We start from the raw sequence: 16,640 nt of genomic DNA on the forward strand, positions 1-16,640 counted from the left end.
CTGAAAAACGGAATACAAAATGTCAGACACAGGGTATACCAAAGCGCCAGCAGAAACTAACCTAAGCACGACTAACGGGCCAAAAGATGATGCCAATTTCAAGCTTGATGAACGTTTAGCGGCCGATAGCTTTTGGTTAGCAAGCTGGCCGTTGTGTGAGCTGCGACGGTTTGACGATCAACGCTACGCGTGGCTGATGTTGGTGCCGCGGCGGGCTGATATGACCGAGTTTGTTGACTTGAGCGAGGCCGACCAAGTGCAGTTGGCGCGTGAGATCAAACAAGCAAGTGAGATGCTGTTACAGGATGCGCGGCAACGCCAGCAAAAGGTTAAGCTCAATGTCGGCGCGCTAGGTAATGTGGTGAGCCAGTTGCATATTCATGTGCTGCTGCGTCAGCCCAATGATCCTGCGTGGCCAGGGCCAGTATGGGGCCACTCAGCCGCGTTACGATTTGCCGCAGCCCAGCAGCAACAAGAGCTTACACGCTGGCAAGCTCTTCTTTAAGTTGCACACACCACTGCGCAATACGCTCATCGCTATACTGGTATTGGCTGTCTTCATCTAGCGCTAGGCCGACAAAAAATTCGTCGTTGTTGATGAGGGCTTTTGAGGCGGCAAAGTCATAGCCTTGGTTCGGCCAGAAACCTAATCGAATGCAGCCACGGGTATTGGCGTGGCTGGCGAGCTCATCGTGCAGCATGCCTAGTGCATCTTGAAACCAATCGGTGTAACCCACTTGGTCACCCATACCAAACAGCGCCACTTTTTTACCAGTGAGCTGCAACTGGCCGATATCTTGCCAATGGCTTTCCCAATCTTCTTGAATTTCACCAAAATCCCAAGTTGATAAGCCAAAAATAAGTACCTCGAACTGCTCTGCATGAGCCAGAGGTACATCTTTGATATTAAACAGCTCGACTTCGCCTGGGGCAAACTGAGCTTGAATTTTTTCCGCTGCAATTTCGGTAAAACAGGTGGTGGATCCGTAGAATAATCCTATCGGTGTGGTCATTCTTCCTCACAGCATTGCGTTATCTCAATCAAGGTGGCACTAGTGTATCAGAAATGCCTTGGCTTATGGTATTCTTGCGCACTGCAACAGCCACGCCAACAGGTGGCTTAAGTAACGTTTGGGTGAAGGAAAGTAGGTGATGGCATCAGCAGAGTTTCAGCAATACGTGGAACAATTAGAAGAAGTTTTTGAGCGTGCGGTGGTGACAGGCACAGACGACGAACTGTTTGCCAGCGGCTACTTGCGCGGCCATTTTGATTTGGTGGTGGCGCAATTGGAATTGCAAGAGCTGGCCCAAACCACAGCCATTTTGCCGGCGGTGCGTGCTTCAGTAGAGCACGCCAAGCACGAATTAGCACCGGCCGACATGGTTCATATACAGGCTATGCTGGCGCAGCTTGAAGCCGTTGCGGAGCCAACCGCTGCAGCAGCTCAGTAGCCAAGGGCAGGGGTTCTTGCAGCCATTGGCTGACTAATATTTCTGCGGCCAAGGGCGCACTGGTAAACCCACGTGAGCCGAGCCCACCTAAGACTGCTAAGGTGGGAGTGAGCCAGCCGCAGGCGGGCAAATGATCGCGGGTGGTGTTGCGCTCGGCGGCACGGTCAGCTACAGCTTCTAACTGCTCGGTCCAAGCACTGGCAGCCGGCCCCAGATTATCAATCAGGGTGGCTAAATTTTCCTGCTGATCGGCCGTTTGTGGTTGCTGCGCTAAGCTGGCTGGGTAGTTGCGCGCGTAGGTGGCGCCAACACAATGACGACCGTCTTCGGCAGGCGTAAAATAGCCCTTGTAGCAGACCACCGTTGGGCAGCTACTGCTGGTTGCTGTTGCTGCCACCTGAGTGACTTGGCCACGCACATTACTGAATTGCAACTGCCACGGCGCTAGTAACTGCTGCATGCCGGCGCCGGCGGCGACCCACAGCAGATCAGCGCGACCAACTAAGCTATCCCCACTATAGAGGTGCCAACCAGAAGCATGTGGCTTGATGGCGGTAATGGCTTGGTGCCCGCTACTTGGCTCTTTACCCAGTTCTTTTCCTAATTCAATGATGGTTAACAACTCGCCGCATTGCTGCAATAAATCAGCGACGAGTTTGGCCGGACTGACCCAACCGGCGCGCGGATAAAACAAGCTTGGCTGCGCTGGTAATTCCGCCCAATGTTGTTGAGTGGCGGCAGCGCTCAAGCCATGCACGGTTTCTGCATGGTACAGTTGGGCGGCTAAAAGTTTGTGTTGGCGTTGCTGGCGCTCCTGATTAAAGCCGAGCTGCAAGACTCCGCTTGGATGCCAACAGGCGGGTGCATACTGTGCATAAAACTGGCGAGCCTGATGAAAGGCACCGACAAAAAACTGTGCTAGCGGACTGAATTGCGCATGTAACAGAGGGTAGACTGCACCTTGCGCATTGCCTGAGGCGCCACTAGCGATACCCGTGGTATACAAGGTCACCGCGTGACCGCGGCGGGTCAGTGACCAAGCCAAGCAAGCTGCTGCGATACCTCCGCCAATAATGGCTAATTGCGGTGCCTTAGAGGTCGCTCTCGCAGCGCCATTTTGCTCGGACTGTGTGGGTTCAGAACCTGTTTTTTCGCAAAGAACGCCGCGTAGCATCTCACGTTTATGGCCAAAACCTTTGACCTTGTGCACACTAAAGCCAGCTGCTTGTAAACCACGGCGAACGGCACCGGCGGCGGTAAAGGTAGCAAAAGTACAACCAGCACGAGCATGATTGACCATGGCGTTAAACAATTCAGGTTGCCACATGGCGGGGTTTTTATCCGGGGCAAAGCCATCCAAAAACCATGCATCGACGCTTTGTTGCGAAGGCCACGCAGGGAGTAGTTCGAGAATGTCACCAAGCCACAAATCGAGAGTGACCCGGCCTTGGGCAAATTGCAGTCGATGACACCCAGCCTCGGCCGCTGGGTAATGCGCCTGAAGTTGCGCTGGTAACTCTGCTAGCTCTGGAAAGTGGGCTAGCGCCCGCTGTAAATCAGCGCGGGCTAAGGGGTACTTTTCAAATGAGACAAAATGCAGTCGCAGCGAGCTAGGCGCCTGTTGCATAAAAGCATGCCAGCAGGCAAGAAAATTCAAGCCGGTACCAAAACCAGACTCGGCTACTACAAACAGCGGATGCGGATGAGTTTGCCAGCGTTGGGGTAGATCGTTATGCTGCAAGAATACGTATCGACTTTCGGCCAGCCCATCGCTGTTGGTAAAATAAATATCATCAAAAGCGGTAGCGACCGGTAAACCATGGTCGTTGTAGCTGATTTGCGCAGGCTGCACCGGCTGGGGGAAAAATTTACTCACAAAAAAGTCATCCAATCAGGTGGCTAATCTAGCGCATTAGTGTAACAATTTTTAGGTAAAAATACGGAAAGCAGACCACTTTTTTTCAGAAGTGGGCTACCATACAGCAGCGCTCAGCAAGACAGGACATGAGAATGAGAAGAGCAGTGATTACCGGACTTGGCATTGTGTCGAGTATCGGCGTGAACAAACAAGAAGTGTTGGAGTCGTTACAACAAGGACGCTCGGGCATTGAATTTTCTCAAGAATTTGCCGATATGGGGTTACGTTGTCAGGTTTGGGGGCCAGTACGGGCTAACCCAGCTGATCATATTGACCGCAAAGCATTACGCTTTATGGGAGATTCTGCCGCCTATGCCTACATGGCCATGGCGCAAGCGATAGCCGATGCCGGCTTAACCGACGAGCAAGTGTCAAACCCACGCACAGGTCTGGTGGTTGGCTCCGGTGGCGCTTCTGGCGAGCACCAGGTTGCCGCTGCTGATATCATGCGTGAAAAAGGCGTGAAGCGAGTGGGACCCTACATGGTGCCACGCTGCATGGCCTCTACCACGTCGGCATGTTTAGCAACGCCATTTCAGATCAAAGGGGTGAACTACTCCATCAGTTCAGCCTGTGCTACTTCGGCGCATTGTATTGGTCATGCCTTAGAACTGATTCAATTTGGTAAGCAAGACCGTGTGTTTGCTGGTGGTGGCGAAGAATTACACTGGACCTTAGGCATGGAGTTTGATGCCATGGGTGCACTTAGCACCAAGTACAATGACCAGCCTACCAAAGCTTCGCGTACCTACGATGCAGATCGTGATGGCTTTGTGCCGGCCGGTGGCGGCGGCATTCTGGTGATTGAAGAACTAGAAACAGCGTTGGCGCGTGGTGCTCATATTTATGCTGAAATTGTTGGCTATGGTGCCACTTCAGACGGCTACGATATGGTTGCTCCATCAGGCGAGGGTGCCGTGCGTTGTATGCAAATGGCATTAGCCACGGTTGATACCCCGATTGATTACCTGAACACACACGGTACCTCAACCCCGGTTGGCGACACCAAAGAGCTGGAAGCTATTCGTGAAGTGTTCGGTGACACCACACCAATGATCAGTGCCACTAAAGCGATGACTGGTCATGCCCTAGGTGCGGCGGGTGTCCACGAAGCCATTTACTCGTTACTAATGATGCAACATGGTTTTGTGGCGCCATCCATCAACGTGGAAAACTTAGATCCAGGTGCTGCTGGGATGAATATTGTCACCAGCCCAACCCCAGCTAACATTACGACGGCGATGTCTAATAGCTTCGGATTTGGTGGCACCAATGCCACGCTGGTTTTGCGTAAGTATCAGTAACCTAGCTTACTGCAAGCCGCTATCTTAACGGTAGTTGATGGTTTACAAAAAAGGTGCGCCAAGGCGCACCTTTTTGTTGTAAGCTAGCTCGTCTGTTTTAGTGAGCTAAAAGTGGCCCATCTATGATCAATCTTCTCGCCGATGCCAGTATGCCGGCTCTGGCCCAACTAGTACGCACCTGTCAGCAAGCCGGGATGGCGTTGCAGCTAGAAACTTTTAGTGGGCGCCAGCCCGACGCTTCCCAACTAGCGCGAGCCCAAGTACTGCTGATCCGCTCGATTACCCAAGTTACCAAGGAACTGTTAGATCAAGCTCCGCATGTGTGTTGGATCGGTACCGCAACTATAGGTACTGAGCATGTTGATGCGGCTGCTTGCGAGGCGCGGGGCATTGCGTTTGTCAGTACCCCAGGCGTAAATGCCCAAGCCGTGGGTGACTACGTCGCTAGTGCCGTAGCTGCGTTAACCTTGGCGCAGGACGCACCCTTAACCGGGCCGGTGGCCATCATTGGTGGTGGGCATACGGGCCAAGCTGCTGGAGCCCGACTGCAAGGTTTGGGCTATCAGGTGCATTGTTACGATCCACCGTTAGTAGCACAGGGGATAAGCCAACGAGATGGCATGCCGATTCACGCCAACTGGCAGCAGGTGTTAGCCAGTGCAGCGATCAGCTGTCATGTGCCACTCACGCGCAGCGGACCATTCGCTACCTACCATTTGCTGGATGACGCCAGTATCGCTCAGTTACCTGCAAATTGTGTGCTAATTAACGCAAGTCGCGGGCCTGTAGTTGCAGAGTCTGCTTTGCGGGCCGCAGCCAACCGACAACAACCATTGCGAGTGGTACTCGATGTGTGGGAGCATGAGCCACAGATAGCTACGGATTTATTGCCCTGGCTGAGCTTAGCTACCATGCATATTGCTGGGCATAGCATGGCTGGCAAAGTGGCCGGCACCTTGCAATTACTGCAGCAACTGCTGTCTTGGTTGCCAAGTTCCGAGTTAGCCCAAGCCAGTGGCACCGCCATGCCCGTACATGAATTGCCAGACTTAACTGATTTATTGCAAGCTTGGCCGACAAGTGTGCAGCCGCACCTATGGCAGGCAAATGAGGCCCCTGATTGGCGAACACTAGCATCCTGGGTCTTGGCGATTTATGATATACGCCAAGATGATTTAGCGTTACGACAGCAGCCTGCTACCCCGACCGCTTTTGACCAACTGCGGCGTGGTTATGCACATCGTCCTGAATTAAGTGTTGGACAGGTGCAAGGTGGTTCTTGGCTGGCCACAGAAGAATGGCGTAAGCGCCTAAAACAATTAACTTTTCAATTCAATAAGGGTTGCTAAGGCGGCCCACCAAAGCTAGGAGTGGTTATGTCACGTGCATTTAATGTTGCGGTATTAGGAGCAACCGGACTGGTTGGCCAACAGATGATTGAAATTCTAGAAGCACGTGGCTTTCCTGTGGCTGAACTGTTTCCATTAGCCAGTAGTCGTTCGGCGGGTACCCAGGTGCAGTTCCGTGGTGAAGAGATTACCGTACAGGATGCCGACACCTTTGATTGGAGCCAAGTTGACATTGGCTTCTTCTCTGCCGGTGGAGCGATTTCTCGCATGTACGCACCACGCGCTGCCGATGCTGGCTGCGTGGTGATTGATAACACCTCTGAATTTCGCTACGAAGCAGATATTCCGCTGGTGGTGCCAGAAGTAAATGCCCATGCGTTGGCCGATTTTCGTAATCGCAATATTATTGCGAACCCCAATTGCTCAACCATTCAGATGTTAGTGGCCTTGAAACCTATTTACGATGCGGTAGGCATTGAGCGTATCAACGTGGCGACCTATCAGTCGGTATCCGGTGCTGGTAAAGAGGCTATGGACGAGTTAGCCCAGCAAACGGCTGCCTTATTAAACGGACGGCCGGTAGAGGTTGAAACCTTTAGCCGTCAAATTGCTTTTAACTGCATTCCACAAATCGATGTATTTTTAGACAACGACTACACCAAAGAAGAAATGAAAATGGTGTGGGAGACGCAAAAGATTTTTGGTGATGAAAGCGTGCGCGTGAATGCCACGGCAGTGCGGGTACCCGTTTTCTTTGGCCATGCCGAGGCTGTACATATAGAAACCATGCAGCCGATAGATGCTGAGCAAGCAAAACAGTTGTTGCGCGCTGCGCCCGGGGTTATCTTATTGGAAAATAATGAAGATTTCCCAACCCAAGTAGGTGATGCGGCAGGTCATGACAGCGTCTTTGTCGGCCGCGTGCGTAATGACATTTCCCATCCGCAAGGGCTGAATTTGTGGGTGGTAGCTGATAACGTACGTAAAGGTGCGGCGACCAACAGTATTCAAATTGCGGAACATTTGATTCGCGATTATTTGTAGTCAAACCTCGTAGCATGGCTATCGATAATAATAACAAGAGTAAATGAGGGATCTAGTCAATGAAACGGAACATCAAGCGTAGCTTGTTGAGTAGTGTTGTAGCAGCGTTGGCAATCGCTGGCGTCGCGGCGCAGGCGAGCATCGTGCCAAGCTCTATTGCGCTTGCTGGACAGGCGCAGACCGCCTCTCGTTGGCAAGCTGAGCGCTTTGGCCCTATTGTATCGAGTGATACGCTGTGGACCATTGCTATGTATTACAGCGACAAGCGCGATCTCAATGTGTACGAGATGATGGACCTCATCATTGAAGCTAACCCGCGGGTGTTCCCGAATGGCCTTGCTGACCATATGTTGGATGGGTTTTATCTAACCATTCCCACGGATGGCATGGTTGCCACGACCGAGGTTACAGTCGCTAAGCCAAAGCCGACTGCGGGGGATAACTCAGCTGAGTCGGCAGCAAGCCAAACAAGCCAAGCCGCTGCTGCAGGTGGTTTAGCCCCTAGTGAACTGGCTGGATTACGCAATCAGCTGGCCCAGTCGATAGAGTTAATTGAACAACTGCAGCGACAAAATCTTGAGTTGCAGGAGCGTTTGTTAGCGGTCACTGAAGAGCTCGGTGAGTTGCGCTTAAAAGTTAATGCAGAGCAACAAGCAGAAGCTGAGTTACAACAGCAAATCAGTGCGGAAGTGACAGCTCAACGACAAGAAAGTGCTACCACTGAAACTCCTGCAGATGCAACTGCAGCAGCGTTGCAAGCGGCGGCATCAGTAGCTGCGGAGCAATCAGAACAGGCCAGCCAAGCTGTGACCATCCAACAACAGCCACCAGCCCCAGCTAAACCAAGTTTATTGGCTTGGTTAATGCAGCCACTGCATCTGTTACTGGTGGTAGGGGTACCATTACTACTGGTGTTGTTATTTGGCTATCGTTTTTATCGACAACGTCAACAACAGCAATCGAGTCAGTATAAAGGTGCATTAGATGCTGCTGCCAGAGAGCAGCAATCGGCAGCGGCCGCCGACAGTGCTGCTGCGGCCAGTGCTGTGGCGGGGGGCACTGTTGCAGATGCCGCAAGTTCGCAAGTGGCGCCAACCTTGGAAACTGTCCCCAGCGCCTTTGAAGAAGCCGAGCAAGCAGCGTTAGCAGCCGGAGTCACCGCCTTAAGAGCAGATGCAGTTCAAGCTGATGATGCAGCCGAGAGCGCGGCCGAGAGTGCTGATGAGAGTGCAGCTGAGCTGGCCGAAGAAGAGACCGAAGCTGACGCTGACGCCGCAGAAACTAGCTTAGAACAGTCGTTACAAGACTTGGATGCGGAACTAGAATTCACTCCGCAAGCAACCACAGCGCAAGATTCATCAACAGCTGCCGAGCCTGATGCCGAGTTGGAAACCGAGCTCGATGCCGAGCTAGACACCGAGCTCGATGCCGAGCCTGACGATTTGGATGCGGAGCTAGAGGCTTTGTTTGCTGAGCAAGATGCGGTGCTTACGGCTGCGGCAGAGACTCGTGGTGACGCTGAGCCAACCGATACTGCTGCGGAAAACCTGATTGAATTTGAGTTGGAGGATTCAGACCGGCCGGCAGCAAATGCTGCGGAGCAGGAGCCCGATGACGGTAGCTACGTGGATCAAGAATTTGGTGATAGCGCCTATGCCGGAAAAGCTTATGGCGATGAAACCTATAACGAAAACCAGTATCAACAAGAATACCAACCGGCCTCGCTCGTTGAAAGCGATGATGAGGATCTTGCTGCCTTGCTGGAACAAGCCGAGGATAGCAGCGAAGCTAGTTGGCAAGATGAGCCAGCAGGCCAAACTGAATACGATTTATCGCAACAAGATTCAGACGATGACTACTTAGCGATCGAGCAGCTCTTGGAAGAAGCGGAAGCCGAGGGTGCCAATGATTTTTCACACACCCTCTATGAGAGCGAAGCCGGCAGCTTGCCTACGGGTGAAGACACCGCACTGAATCACCTGGATTTAGCCCAAACTTATTTAGACATGGGTGATTTTGCTGCTGCGCGGGCTGAGTTATTAGCGATTGATGCCAGTAACGATGAAGATTTGCAGCGTGAAATAGCTATGCTGCAGCAACAGATAGATGAACAGGACGGTGCATGACCGAGCAAGGTAGTAGTAGCGGAACCAGCCGCATAGCCTTAGGGATTGAATACGATGGCAGCGCTTTTTATGGCTGGCAACGACAACGCGAAGTTATCTCAGTACAGCAAGTACTTGAACAAGCGTTGAGTAAGGTGGCTAATCATCCAGTTGAGGTCACCTGTGCCGGACGTACCGATGCAGGGGTGCATGCGACCGGACAAGTGGTGCACTTTGATTGCCAGTACGAGCGCGCTATGCCGGCCTGGACCATGGGCGTGAATAGTAATTTACCAGCGACCGTGGCCGTGCGTTGGGCGCAACCGGTCGCGGCTGATTTTAACGCACGCTTCAGTGCGACCGGACGGCGTTACCGCTATATTATTGCCAATGGCCGTTATCGGCCGGGGATCTTAGGCCAGGGCTTAAGTCATTATCACCAGCCGTTAGATGCAGCTCGTATGCATGACGCCGCGCAAGGGCTGCTAGGTGAGCATGATTTTAGTTCGTTTCGTGCCGCGCAATGCCAATCTCATTCACCAAATCGGTGTGTGACCCACATTCAAGTGCAACGCTTAGGCGACTTTGTCGTGGTCGATATTGCCGCCAATGCGTTTTTGCATCATATGGTACGTAACATCGTTGGCACCTTGCTGGAAGTAGGCAAAGGTAGCCAAGCGGTCGGGTGGCCAGCCCAGGTGTTAGCGCTAAAAGACAGAACCCAAGCTGCAGCTACCGCGAAGGCCGAAGGATTGTATTTGGTGCAGGTAGATTACCCCGCCCACTTTAACTTACCGCAGGTAGAGCCTGGGCCCTTATGGTTACCAAGTGCGGTGGTATGGGGCTGACGGCTAACAGTTAAGACCACTTTTTGCTAAACTAGTAAGCACGAATGTGCTTTAATAGCGCCATTAAATTATTGAGACAAGCGAATTACTATGAGCTGGATTGAGCGAATTCTTGCAAAACCAAAGAGCAGCAAAAAGCGTGAAATTCCTGAGGGAGTTTGGGCCAAATGCAGCAGTTGTGATGCTATTTTGTACAGCGCTGATTTAGAGCGTAGCCTGAATGTCTGCCCTAAGTGTGATCACCACATGCGGGTATCGGCGCGGATGCGGCTTAAGCACTTTTTGGATGAAGGTAAAGTTACCGAGATTGGTGCTGAGCTTGAACCGAAAGATGTGTTGAAGTTTCGAGACTCAAAAAAATACAAAGATCGTATTGCCGCTGCGCAAAAAGCTACGGGTGAGAAAGATGCCTTAGTTGCGCAAAAAGGTACCTTAAAAGGTATGCCGGTGGTGGCTGTTGCGTTTGAGTTTGAATTCATGGGCGGCTCTATGGCATCCGTGGTTGGTGCGCGATTTGCTGAAGCTGCCAAGGTGTGTTTGCAAGAACGGATTCCATTGGTGTGTTTTTCAGCATCAGGTGGCGCCCGTATGCAAGAAGCCTTACTGAGTTTGATGCAGATGGCAAAAACATCAGCGGCGTTAGCGCGCATGAGTGAAGCTGGTTTGCCTTACATTTCGGTACTGACAGATCCAACCATGGGTGGCGTATCAGCTAGCTTGGCCATGTTAGGTGATGTGAACATTGCAGAGCCCAAGGCACTGATTGGTTTTGCGGGGCCACGAGTGATTGAGCAGACGGTACGCGAGACGCTGCCAGAAGGCTTCCAACGCGCCGAGTTCTTACTCGACCATGGGGCTGTTGATATGATTGTTGATCGGCGCCAGATGCGAAATACCATTGCGTCCTTGTTGGCCAAGTTCCAAAACTTACCGGCTGTAGCCGACGAATATTAAGCCTATGACACAGCTTTCTGTTCCATCCACATCAGCCGGGCTTCATGCCTGGCTGACTTATTTAGAGCACTTGCATCATCAAGCCATCGACATGGGCTTAGACCGAGTGAAGCAGGTTGCTGAGCAACTCAATTTATTGCAGCCAAGCGCCAAAGTGATGACCGTTGCTGGTACTAACGGTAAAGGTTCGACGGTGCGTTACCTCGAAACTATCTTACGCGCGGATGGCTATCAAACTGGCGTCTATATTTCTCCGCATTTGCATCGCTATAACGAGCGCGTGCGTATTAATGGCGAACAACTCAGCGATGCTGAGCATGTGGCAGCTTTTGCGGCAGTAGAAGCTGCTCGGGGCGATATTTCGTTAACCTATTTTGAATTTGGCACCTTAGCGGCATTGTGGCTAATGCAGCAACGTAACCTCGATGTTTGGGTGTTAGAAATAGGCTTAGGAGGCCGCTTAGATGCGGTGAATATTATCGACGCGGATGTTGCTTTGCTGACCAGTGTGGGGATCGATCACGTTGGCTTTTTGGGGGCCGATCGGACTGGTATCGCACGAGAAAAAGCTGGTATTTTTAGACCCCATCGTCCGGCTATTTGCGGTGAACCTGATTTGCCAGCGGCCGTAGTAGAACAGGCTCAAACCCAGCAAGTTCAGCTGCAGCGAGTCGGCTATGAGTTCTTCTACAAACCACAAGATGCGCAGCACTGGCAGTTCCGCAACAGTGACATACAACTGCTTGATTTGCCGTTACCACAATTGCCTTTACCAAATGCAGCCACGGCAGTAGCTGCTTTAGCAGCGTTGCCGCTACCTGTTACTTTAACCGCCATTAAGCAAGGCTTGGAGCAGGCGCGTGAGCCGGGTCGGTTACAGTTTTTAGCAGCCACGGCACAGCGGCCTGCGGATACCTTACTCGATGTGGCTCATAATCCTCATGCGGCGGCCTATTTAGTGGAAGTGCTGCGGCAGCGTTATCCTGAGCGCCCCGTGTTAGCGGTGGTTGGGATGCTGCAAGACAAGGATATCGCCGGCACCCTAGCGACCTTACAGCCGCTGGTTGCCCAGTGGTTCTTTGCCGATTTGAGCGAACCACGTGGTGCGCGAGCTGAGCAACTGCAACAACAGCTGCCGAGCACAGCTAACGTGGCTGGCTGTTTTGCCGATGTGGCAAGTGCCTATGCCGCCGCTCTAGCTGCCGCTGCACCCGCGTCCGAGGGGAACAACCAACAACAACCGCTGGTATTGGTTTGCGGGTCGTTTTACACTGTGGGCAAAATAGCAGATACGGAGTAACTGATGGCGTCGCAATTGCAAAACCGGTTAGTAGGGAGCGTTATTCTGATTGCGCTTGCGGTAATTATTTTACCTGAATTGCTGGATGGCAAGCCGCCACAGCAACAAGAGCAATTTGAGACGATTCCGTTGCAACCCGAAGTAGCAGTCACCAGCACCCCGGTAGCGGAGATCCCAACGGAGCAATTACCACCCTCGTTGGATGATGTAGCGACCGTTGAGTTAACCGCCGACACGGCACCGACGCTCAACCAATCAGCACCGGCGAGCAGCACTCCGGCAGCGGCTCAACCACCCAGCGCCGCCGCATTAAAAGAGTCCGGTTGGGTTATCCAACTAGGAGCGTTTCGCAATCAGCAGTCCGTTGACCAATTGGTGGCTGAACTGCAAGCCGCTGGTTACGCTGCTTATCGCGAGCAAGTAGCCGGCAGCCAAGGGCCTCTCCATAAGCTTATGGTAGGCCCTAAATTAGTGAAAAGTGAACTCGAACAAGATCTACCAAAACTCAAACAAATCACCTCACTCAACGGTAAAGTGGTGCGTTACCAACCCTAATGCTACCGTTTAATAACAACAATAATGGCGCAAAATCGAATCAAATCTGGTATAATTCGCGCGCCAAAAATAGCTAAGGAATGCAGTTATGAATTGGTTTGATATCACCATTTTAGCCATCATTGGGCTGTCTACGCTAATTAGTCTTAGTCGTGGTTTTATTAAAGAAGCGATGTCGCTGGCAATCTGGATTGCCGCATTTTTCATCGCCAGATTTTTCTATTTAGATTTAGCAGTTTATTTCACTGGTATTGAAGATGAGATGCTGCGCAATGGTGCCGCTGTGGCTGCTTTATTTGTGGCTACGCTGATTGTTGGAGCGATTCTAAACAATCTGCTGGGGCGCTTAGTAGTAGGCACAGGTTTAAGTGGCACTGACCGTTTGCTCGGCGCCGTTTTTGGGGCGCTGCGTGGGGTGTTAGTGGTAGCGGCGTTATTGTTCTTTTTAGATTCCTTTACCGGTTTCGCCCAAGCCCAATGGTGGGTTGAGTCTTCGTTGATTCCTCACTTTGGCATTGTGATTGAATGGTTTTTTGAATACCTAGAGAAAACCTCAAGTTTTCTCCCCTAACTCAATAAATGAGCGCAGTAAATAGGCGCAATCAATGAGGTTGTTATAGCATGTGTGGCATAGTTGGTATTGTTGGTAAAGACCCAGTTAATCAGGCCTTGTACGATGGTTTAACGATGCTACAGCATCGCGGTCAAGATGCTGCCGGCATCATGACGGTAGATAACAACACCTTGCGTTTGCGCAAGGCGAATGGTTTAGTGCGAGATGTGTTTCACACGCGCCATATGCACCGGTTAACGGGGCGGATCGGGATTGGTCATGTGCGTTATCCAACCGCAGGTAGCTCCAGCTCGGCCGAGGCTCAACCTTTTTATGTGAACTCGCCGTTTGGTATTGCCATGGCGCATAATGGCAACCTCACCAACGCGCAAGAATTACAACAGCAGTTGTTTGAGAAAGCTCGCCGCCATATTAACACCACCTCTGATTCTGAAATTCTTCTCAATATTTTTGCCCACGAACTGTACCAACAAGAAAGCCTACAACTGACCGCAGAAGATGTGTTTGCCGCGGTAAGCCGAGTGCATCGACAGATTCGTGGCGCTTATGCTGTGGTAGCCATGATTATTGGCCACGGCATGGTCGCGTTTCGTGACCCATGGGGCATTCGACCGCTGGTATTAGGTAAGCGTGATACCGCTAAGGGCCCTGAATATATCGTTGCTTCTGAGAGTGTTGCCGTAGACGGTACCGGCTTTACTTATGTGCGTGATATCGAGCCGGGTGAAGCTGTTTATATCAGCGAAGATGGCCAGTTGACCTCACGCCAATGTGCGGATAACCCACAGCATTGCCCTTGTATCTTTGAATACGTGTACTTTGCGCGTCCTGATTCTTTTATTGATAAAGTGTCGGTGTATGCCTCACGCGTTAACATGGGCCGCAAGCTAGGTGAAAAAGTGAAACGAGACTATGCTCACTTAGACATCGATGTGGTGATCCCGATCCCTGAAACCAGTTGTGATATTGCGCTAGAGATGGCTAATATTTTGGACCTGCCGTATCGCCAAGGCTTTGTTAAAAACCGCTACATTGGCCGTACTTTTATCATGCCAGGGCAAACCCAACGACGTAAATCAGTGCGCCGCAAGTTGAATGCGATTAGCGCTGAGTTTCGTGGGAAAAACGTGCTGTTGGTAGATGATTCAATTGTCCGTGGTACCACATCTGAGCAGATCATTGAGATGGCCCGTGAAGCTGGCGCGAAGAAAGTTTATTTTGCCTCGGCCGCCCCAGAGATCCGCTTCCCGAACGTGTATGGGATTGATATGCCAAGCGCCAATGAACTGATTGGCCATGGTCGTGAAGCTGCGGAGATCAACGATTTAATCAAAGCTGATGGTTTGATTTATCAAGAACTGGACGATTTAATTGCGGCAGTTCAAGAAGAGAATCCTGCCATTGAGCAATTTGAGACCTCGGTCTTTAACGGCAAATACATCACTGGCGATATCAACCAAAGCTACTTAGATCGTCTTGATGCAGCCCGTAACGATATTGCTCGTGGTGGCGATAATAGTGCTGAAGATGCTAATTTAGAGCTACATAATGAGCTTGATGACGAGTAGGTGCTGATAACAGTTCGAAAAAAAAGCCATGATGTTTTATCATGGCTTTTTTTATGGCTGCTGCTTAAACAGCTTGTGTTTAAACAGATGCTACTTAACCAAATAGCCCTTACAACTGGAACGGGTACACCGAGCCAAGTTTTAAGATTTGGGTGAGCTCATCTAACGCTGTCCGAGACTCGGTGAGTAACTGTGGATCACTTAAGTCAGCCACACTCAGCTCATCGCGATAATGTTTATCGACCCATTGGTTCAGACGGGCAAATAACTCATCGTTCATCAGTACCGCAGGGTTTACCGCCGCCAGTTCAGTATCATTTAAAGCAACTCGTAAACGCAGGCAAGCAGGGCCACCGCCGTTGCGCATGCTTTGTTTAACATCAAAATAATGCACTTGGCGAATCGGGGTATTGCGGGTGACTAATTCTGCCAAATAAGCAGCAACCCGCGGGTTCTCTTGACACTCAGTTGGAGCAATAATAGCCATATGACCGTCTTGCATGGTTAACAGCTGGGTGTTGAATAAATAGGTTTGTACGGCATCTTCAACGGATACTTCATTGCTGCTAACTTCAATGAAATGGACAGGTTCGTCGCCAAATTTGCGCTGAATTTCGGCGAACTTCTGCTCTGTATCCAAAAACGCTTGCTGGTGATAGAAGAGCACGTTTTGGTTACCCACTGCAATCACGTCATTATGGAACACGCCCTGGTCGATGACGGCTGGGTTTTGCTGAATAAAGACCGTATTATCGTCGCTTAATCCATGCAAGCGTGCGATAGCTTGCGACGCCTCAAAGGTTTGCCGCGCCGGATACTTTTGTGGCGCTGGCTTGCTGCTATCAAAGGCGTACCGGCCAAAGGTGAAAATCTCCACCCCAGCATGACCGTAGTTACTGCACAAACGCGTATGGTTAGCGGCGCCTTCGTCACCAAAATGCTCGTTATCAGGCAAGTGAGTGTGGTGCTCAAAGTAGCGACCATTGTTAAACATCGCCTGTAAAATACGACCGCTGGTTTGAGGCTCTAAGCTGCGGTGAAATTTATTGGTTAAATTAGCCGGCGTAAAGTGTACCTTGCCATCGGCCGTATCAGCACCCGGCGACACGGTAGCGGCGTTGGCGGTCCACATGCTTGAAGCCGAGCACACCGCTTGGAAAATCTGCGGGGCTTGGCTGGCGGCACGGCTTAACACTTCGCCATCTGAACCACTAAAACCTAAACGCCGTAAGGTAGCAATATCAGGGCGTTCTTGCGGCGCCAAGACACCTTGCACCATACCCATATCGTGCAGCGCTTTCATTTTGGCTAAGCCTTGTTTAGCCGCTGATTTGGGGCTAGAGGTTGCTTTAGCATTGCTCAACGACGCCACGTTACCAAAAGATAACCCAGCGTAATTATGAGTGGGGCCGACGAGGCCATCGAAGTTTACTTCAACGTGTTTCATGCTTAACGAAACCTCCATTGCGGTTGCAAGTGTTCATTTGCGGAGTATTATACCCACTAAATAGCTTAGGTGTAAGTGCTGTAGCCCTTGAATTATCTGGCGTTTCGGGCTGTTTGCATGTTTATACTTAAAAAATGATTGTTTATTTAATTTGCATTCGGTGGTTGTGAAGTGAATGCGAAACGGATATATCTAAAAAAAGAACCCGGTAAATCACCAATA

The 16,640-nt window shown here is 51.1% G+C and carries 15 protein-coding genes; 12 read left to right on the forward strand and 3 right to left on the reverse strand.

Annotation, left to right across the window (positions count from 1 at the left end):
* Positions 1–19 precede the first annotated feature (19 nt).
* On the forward strand, positions 20–505 hold the full coding sequence (locus AB8S08_RS03500; RefSeq protein WP_369743645.1) for an HIT domain-containing protein: 486 nt from the start codon (positions 20–22) through the stop codon (positions 503–505).
* Here AB8S08_RS03500 and fldB read toward each other — a convergent pair.
* The gene (gene fldB / locus AB8S08_RS03505; RefSeq protein WP_369743647.1) at positions 480–1,013 is read right to left on the reverse strand and encodes a flavodoxin FldB; all 534 of its coding nucleotides are present in this window, start codon (positions 1,011–1,013) and stop codon (positions 480–482) included. The two genes, AB8S08_RS03500 and fldB, sit on opposite strands and share 26 nt — an antisense overlap.
* Before the next feature lie 139 nt (positions 1,014–1,152).
* Here fldB and AB8S08_RS03510 point away from each other — a divergent pair, with 139 nt between their 5' ends.
* On the forward strand, positions 1,153–1,452 hold the full coding sequence (locus AB8S08_RS03510; protein WP_110074855.1) for a YfcL family protein: 300 nt from the start codon (positions 1,153–1,155) through the stop codon (positions 1,450–1,452).
* On the opposite strand, the gene mnmC is transcribed toward AB8S08_RS03510, so the two are convergent.
* Positions 1,397–3,328 (reverse strand): bifunctional tRNA (5-methylaminomethyl-2-thiouridine)(34)-methyltransferase MnmD/FAD-dependent 5-carboxymethylaminomethyl-2-thiouridine(34) oxidoreductase MnmC, encoded by a 1,932-nt coding sequence (mnmC, locus tag AB8S08_RS03515; protein WP_369743649.1) that lies wholly within the window; start codon positions 3,326–3,328, stop codon positions 1,397–1,399. The two genes, AB8S08_RS03510 and mnmC, sit on opposite strands and share 56 nt — an antisense overlap.
* Positions 3,329–3,462: 134 nt before the next feature.
* On the opposite strand from mnmC, the gene fabB reads away from it, so the two are divergent.
* The 10 genes from fabB (at position 3,463) to purF (ending at position 14,971) form a co-directional block, all read left to right on the forward strand.
* Positions 3,463–4,674: a beta-ketoacyl-ACP synthase I gene (gene fabB, locus AB8S08_RS03520; protein ID WP_313932464.1), complete on the forward strand. Its 1,212-nt coding sequence runs from the start codon at positions 3,463–3,465 to the stop codon at positions 4,672–4,674.
* Positions 4,675–4,796: 122 nt separating this feature from the next.
* On the forward strand, positions 4,797–6,023 hold the full coding sequence (locus AB8S08_RS03525; RefSeq protein WP_369743651.1) for a 4-phosphoerythronate dehydrogenase: 1,227 nt from the start codon (positions 4,797–4,799) through the stop codon (positions 6,021–6,023).
* 27 nt (positions 6,024–6,050) lie between these two features.
* Complete coding sequence (locus AB8S08_RS03530; protein WP_369743653.1) at positions 6,051–7,067, forward strand: aspartate-semialdehyde dehydrogenase; 1,017 nt, start codon at positions 6,051–6,053, stop codon at positions 7,065–7,067.
* A gap of 59 nt (positions 7,068–7,126) precedes the next feature.
* Positions 7,127–9,193, forward strand: coding sequence for a hypothetical protein (locus tag AB8S08_RS03535; protein WP_369743655.1), 2,067 nt, complete (start codon positions 7,127–7,129; stop codon positions 9,191–9,193).
* Positions 9,190–10,020, forward strand: coding sequence for a tRNA pseudouridine(38-40) synthase TruA (truA, locus tag AB8S08_RS03540; protein ID WP_369743656.1), 831 nt, complete (start codon positions 9,190–9,192; stop codon positions 10,018–10,020). Before AB8S08_RS03535 ends, truA begins: the two co-directional genes overlap by 4 nt.
* Before the next feature lie 90 nt (positions 10,021–10,110).
* Positions 10,111–10,974 (forward strand): acetyl-CoA carboxylase, carboxyltransferase subunit beta, encoded by an 864-nt coding sequence (gene accD / locus AB8S08_RS03545; RefSeq protein ID WP_110074848.1) that lies wholly within the window; start codon positions 10,111–10,113, stop codon positions 10,972–10,974.
* Positions 10,975–10,978: 4 nt separating this feature from the next.
* Positions 10,979–12,274, forward strand: a complete 1,296-nt coding sequence (gene folC / locus AB8S08_RS03550) for a bifunctional tetrahydrofolate synthase/dihydrofolate synthase (protein WP_369743658.1) — start codon at positions 10,979–10,981, stop codon at positions 12,272–12,274.
* Positions 12,275–12,277: 3 nt separating this feature from the next.
* Positions 12,278–12,829 (forward strand): SPOR domain-containing protein, encoded by a 552-nt coding sequence (locus AB8S08_RS03555; RefSeq protein WP_110074846.1) that lies wholly within the window; start codon positions 12,278–12,280, stop codon positions 12,827–12,829.
* 88 nt (positions 12,830–12,917) lie between these two features.
* Complete coding sequence (locus AB8S08_RS03560; RefSeq protein WP_110074845.1) at positions 12,918–13,400, forward strand: CvpA family protein; 483 nt, start codon at positions 12,918–12,920, stop codon at positions 13,398–13,400.
* A gap of 50 nt (positions 13,401–13,450) precedes the next feature.
* Positions 13,451–14,971, forward strand: coding sequence for an amidophosphoribosyltransferase (gene purF, locus AB8S08_RS03565; protein ID WP_110074844.1), 1,521 nt, complete (start codon positions 13,451–13,453; stop codon positions 14,969–14,971).
* Between the two features lie 109 nt (positions 14,972–15,080).
* On the opposite strand, the gene astB is transcribed toward purF, so the two are convergent.
* Positions 15,081–16,418 carry an N-succinylarginine dihydrolase gene (astB, locus tag AB8S08_RS03570; RefSeq protein ID WP_369743660.1) on the reverse strand — a complete coding sequence of 446 codons (1,338 nt, stop codon included), beginning with the start codon at positions 16,416–16,418 and terminating at the stop codon, positions 15,081–15,083.
* Positions 16,419–16,640: the final 222 nt, after the last annotated feature.

Origin of the sequence: Pseudidiomarina sp. PP-1MA (assembly GCF_041200125.1) — a bacterium.
Lineage (GTDB): Bacteria > Pseudomonadota > Gammaproteobacteria > Enterobacterales > Alteromonadaceae > Pseudidiomarina > Pseudidiomarina fusca.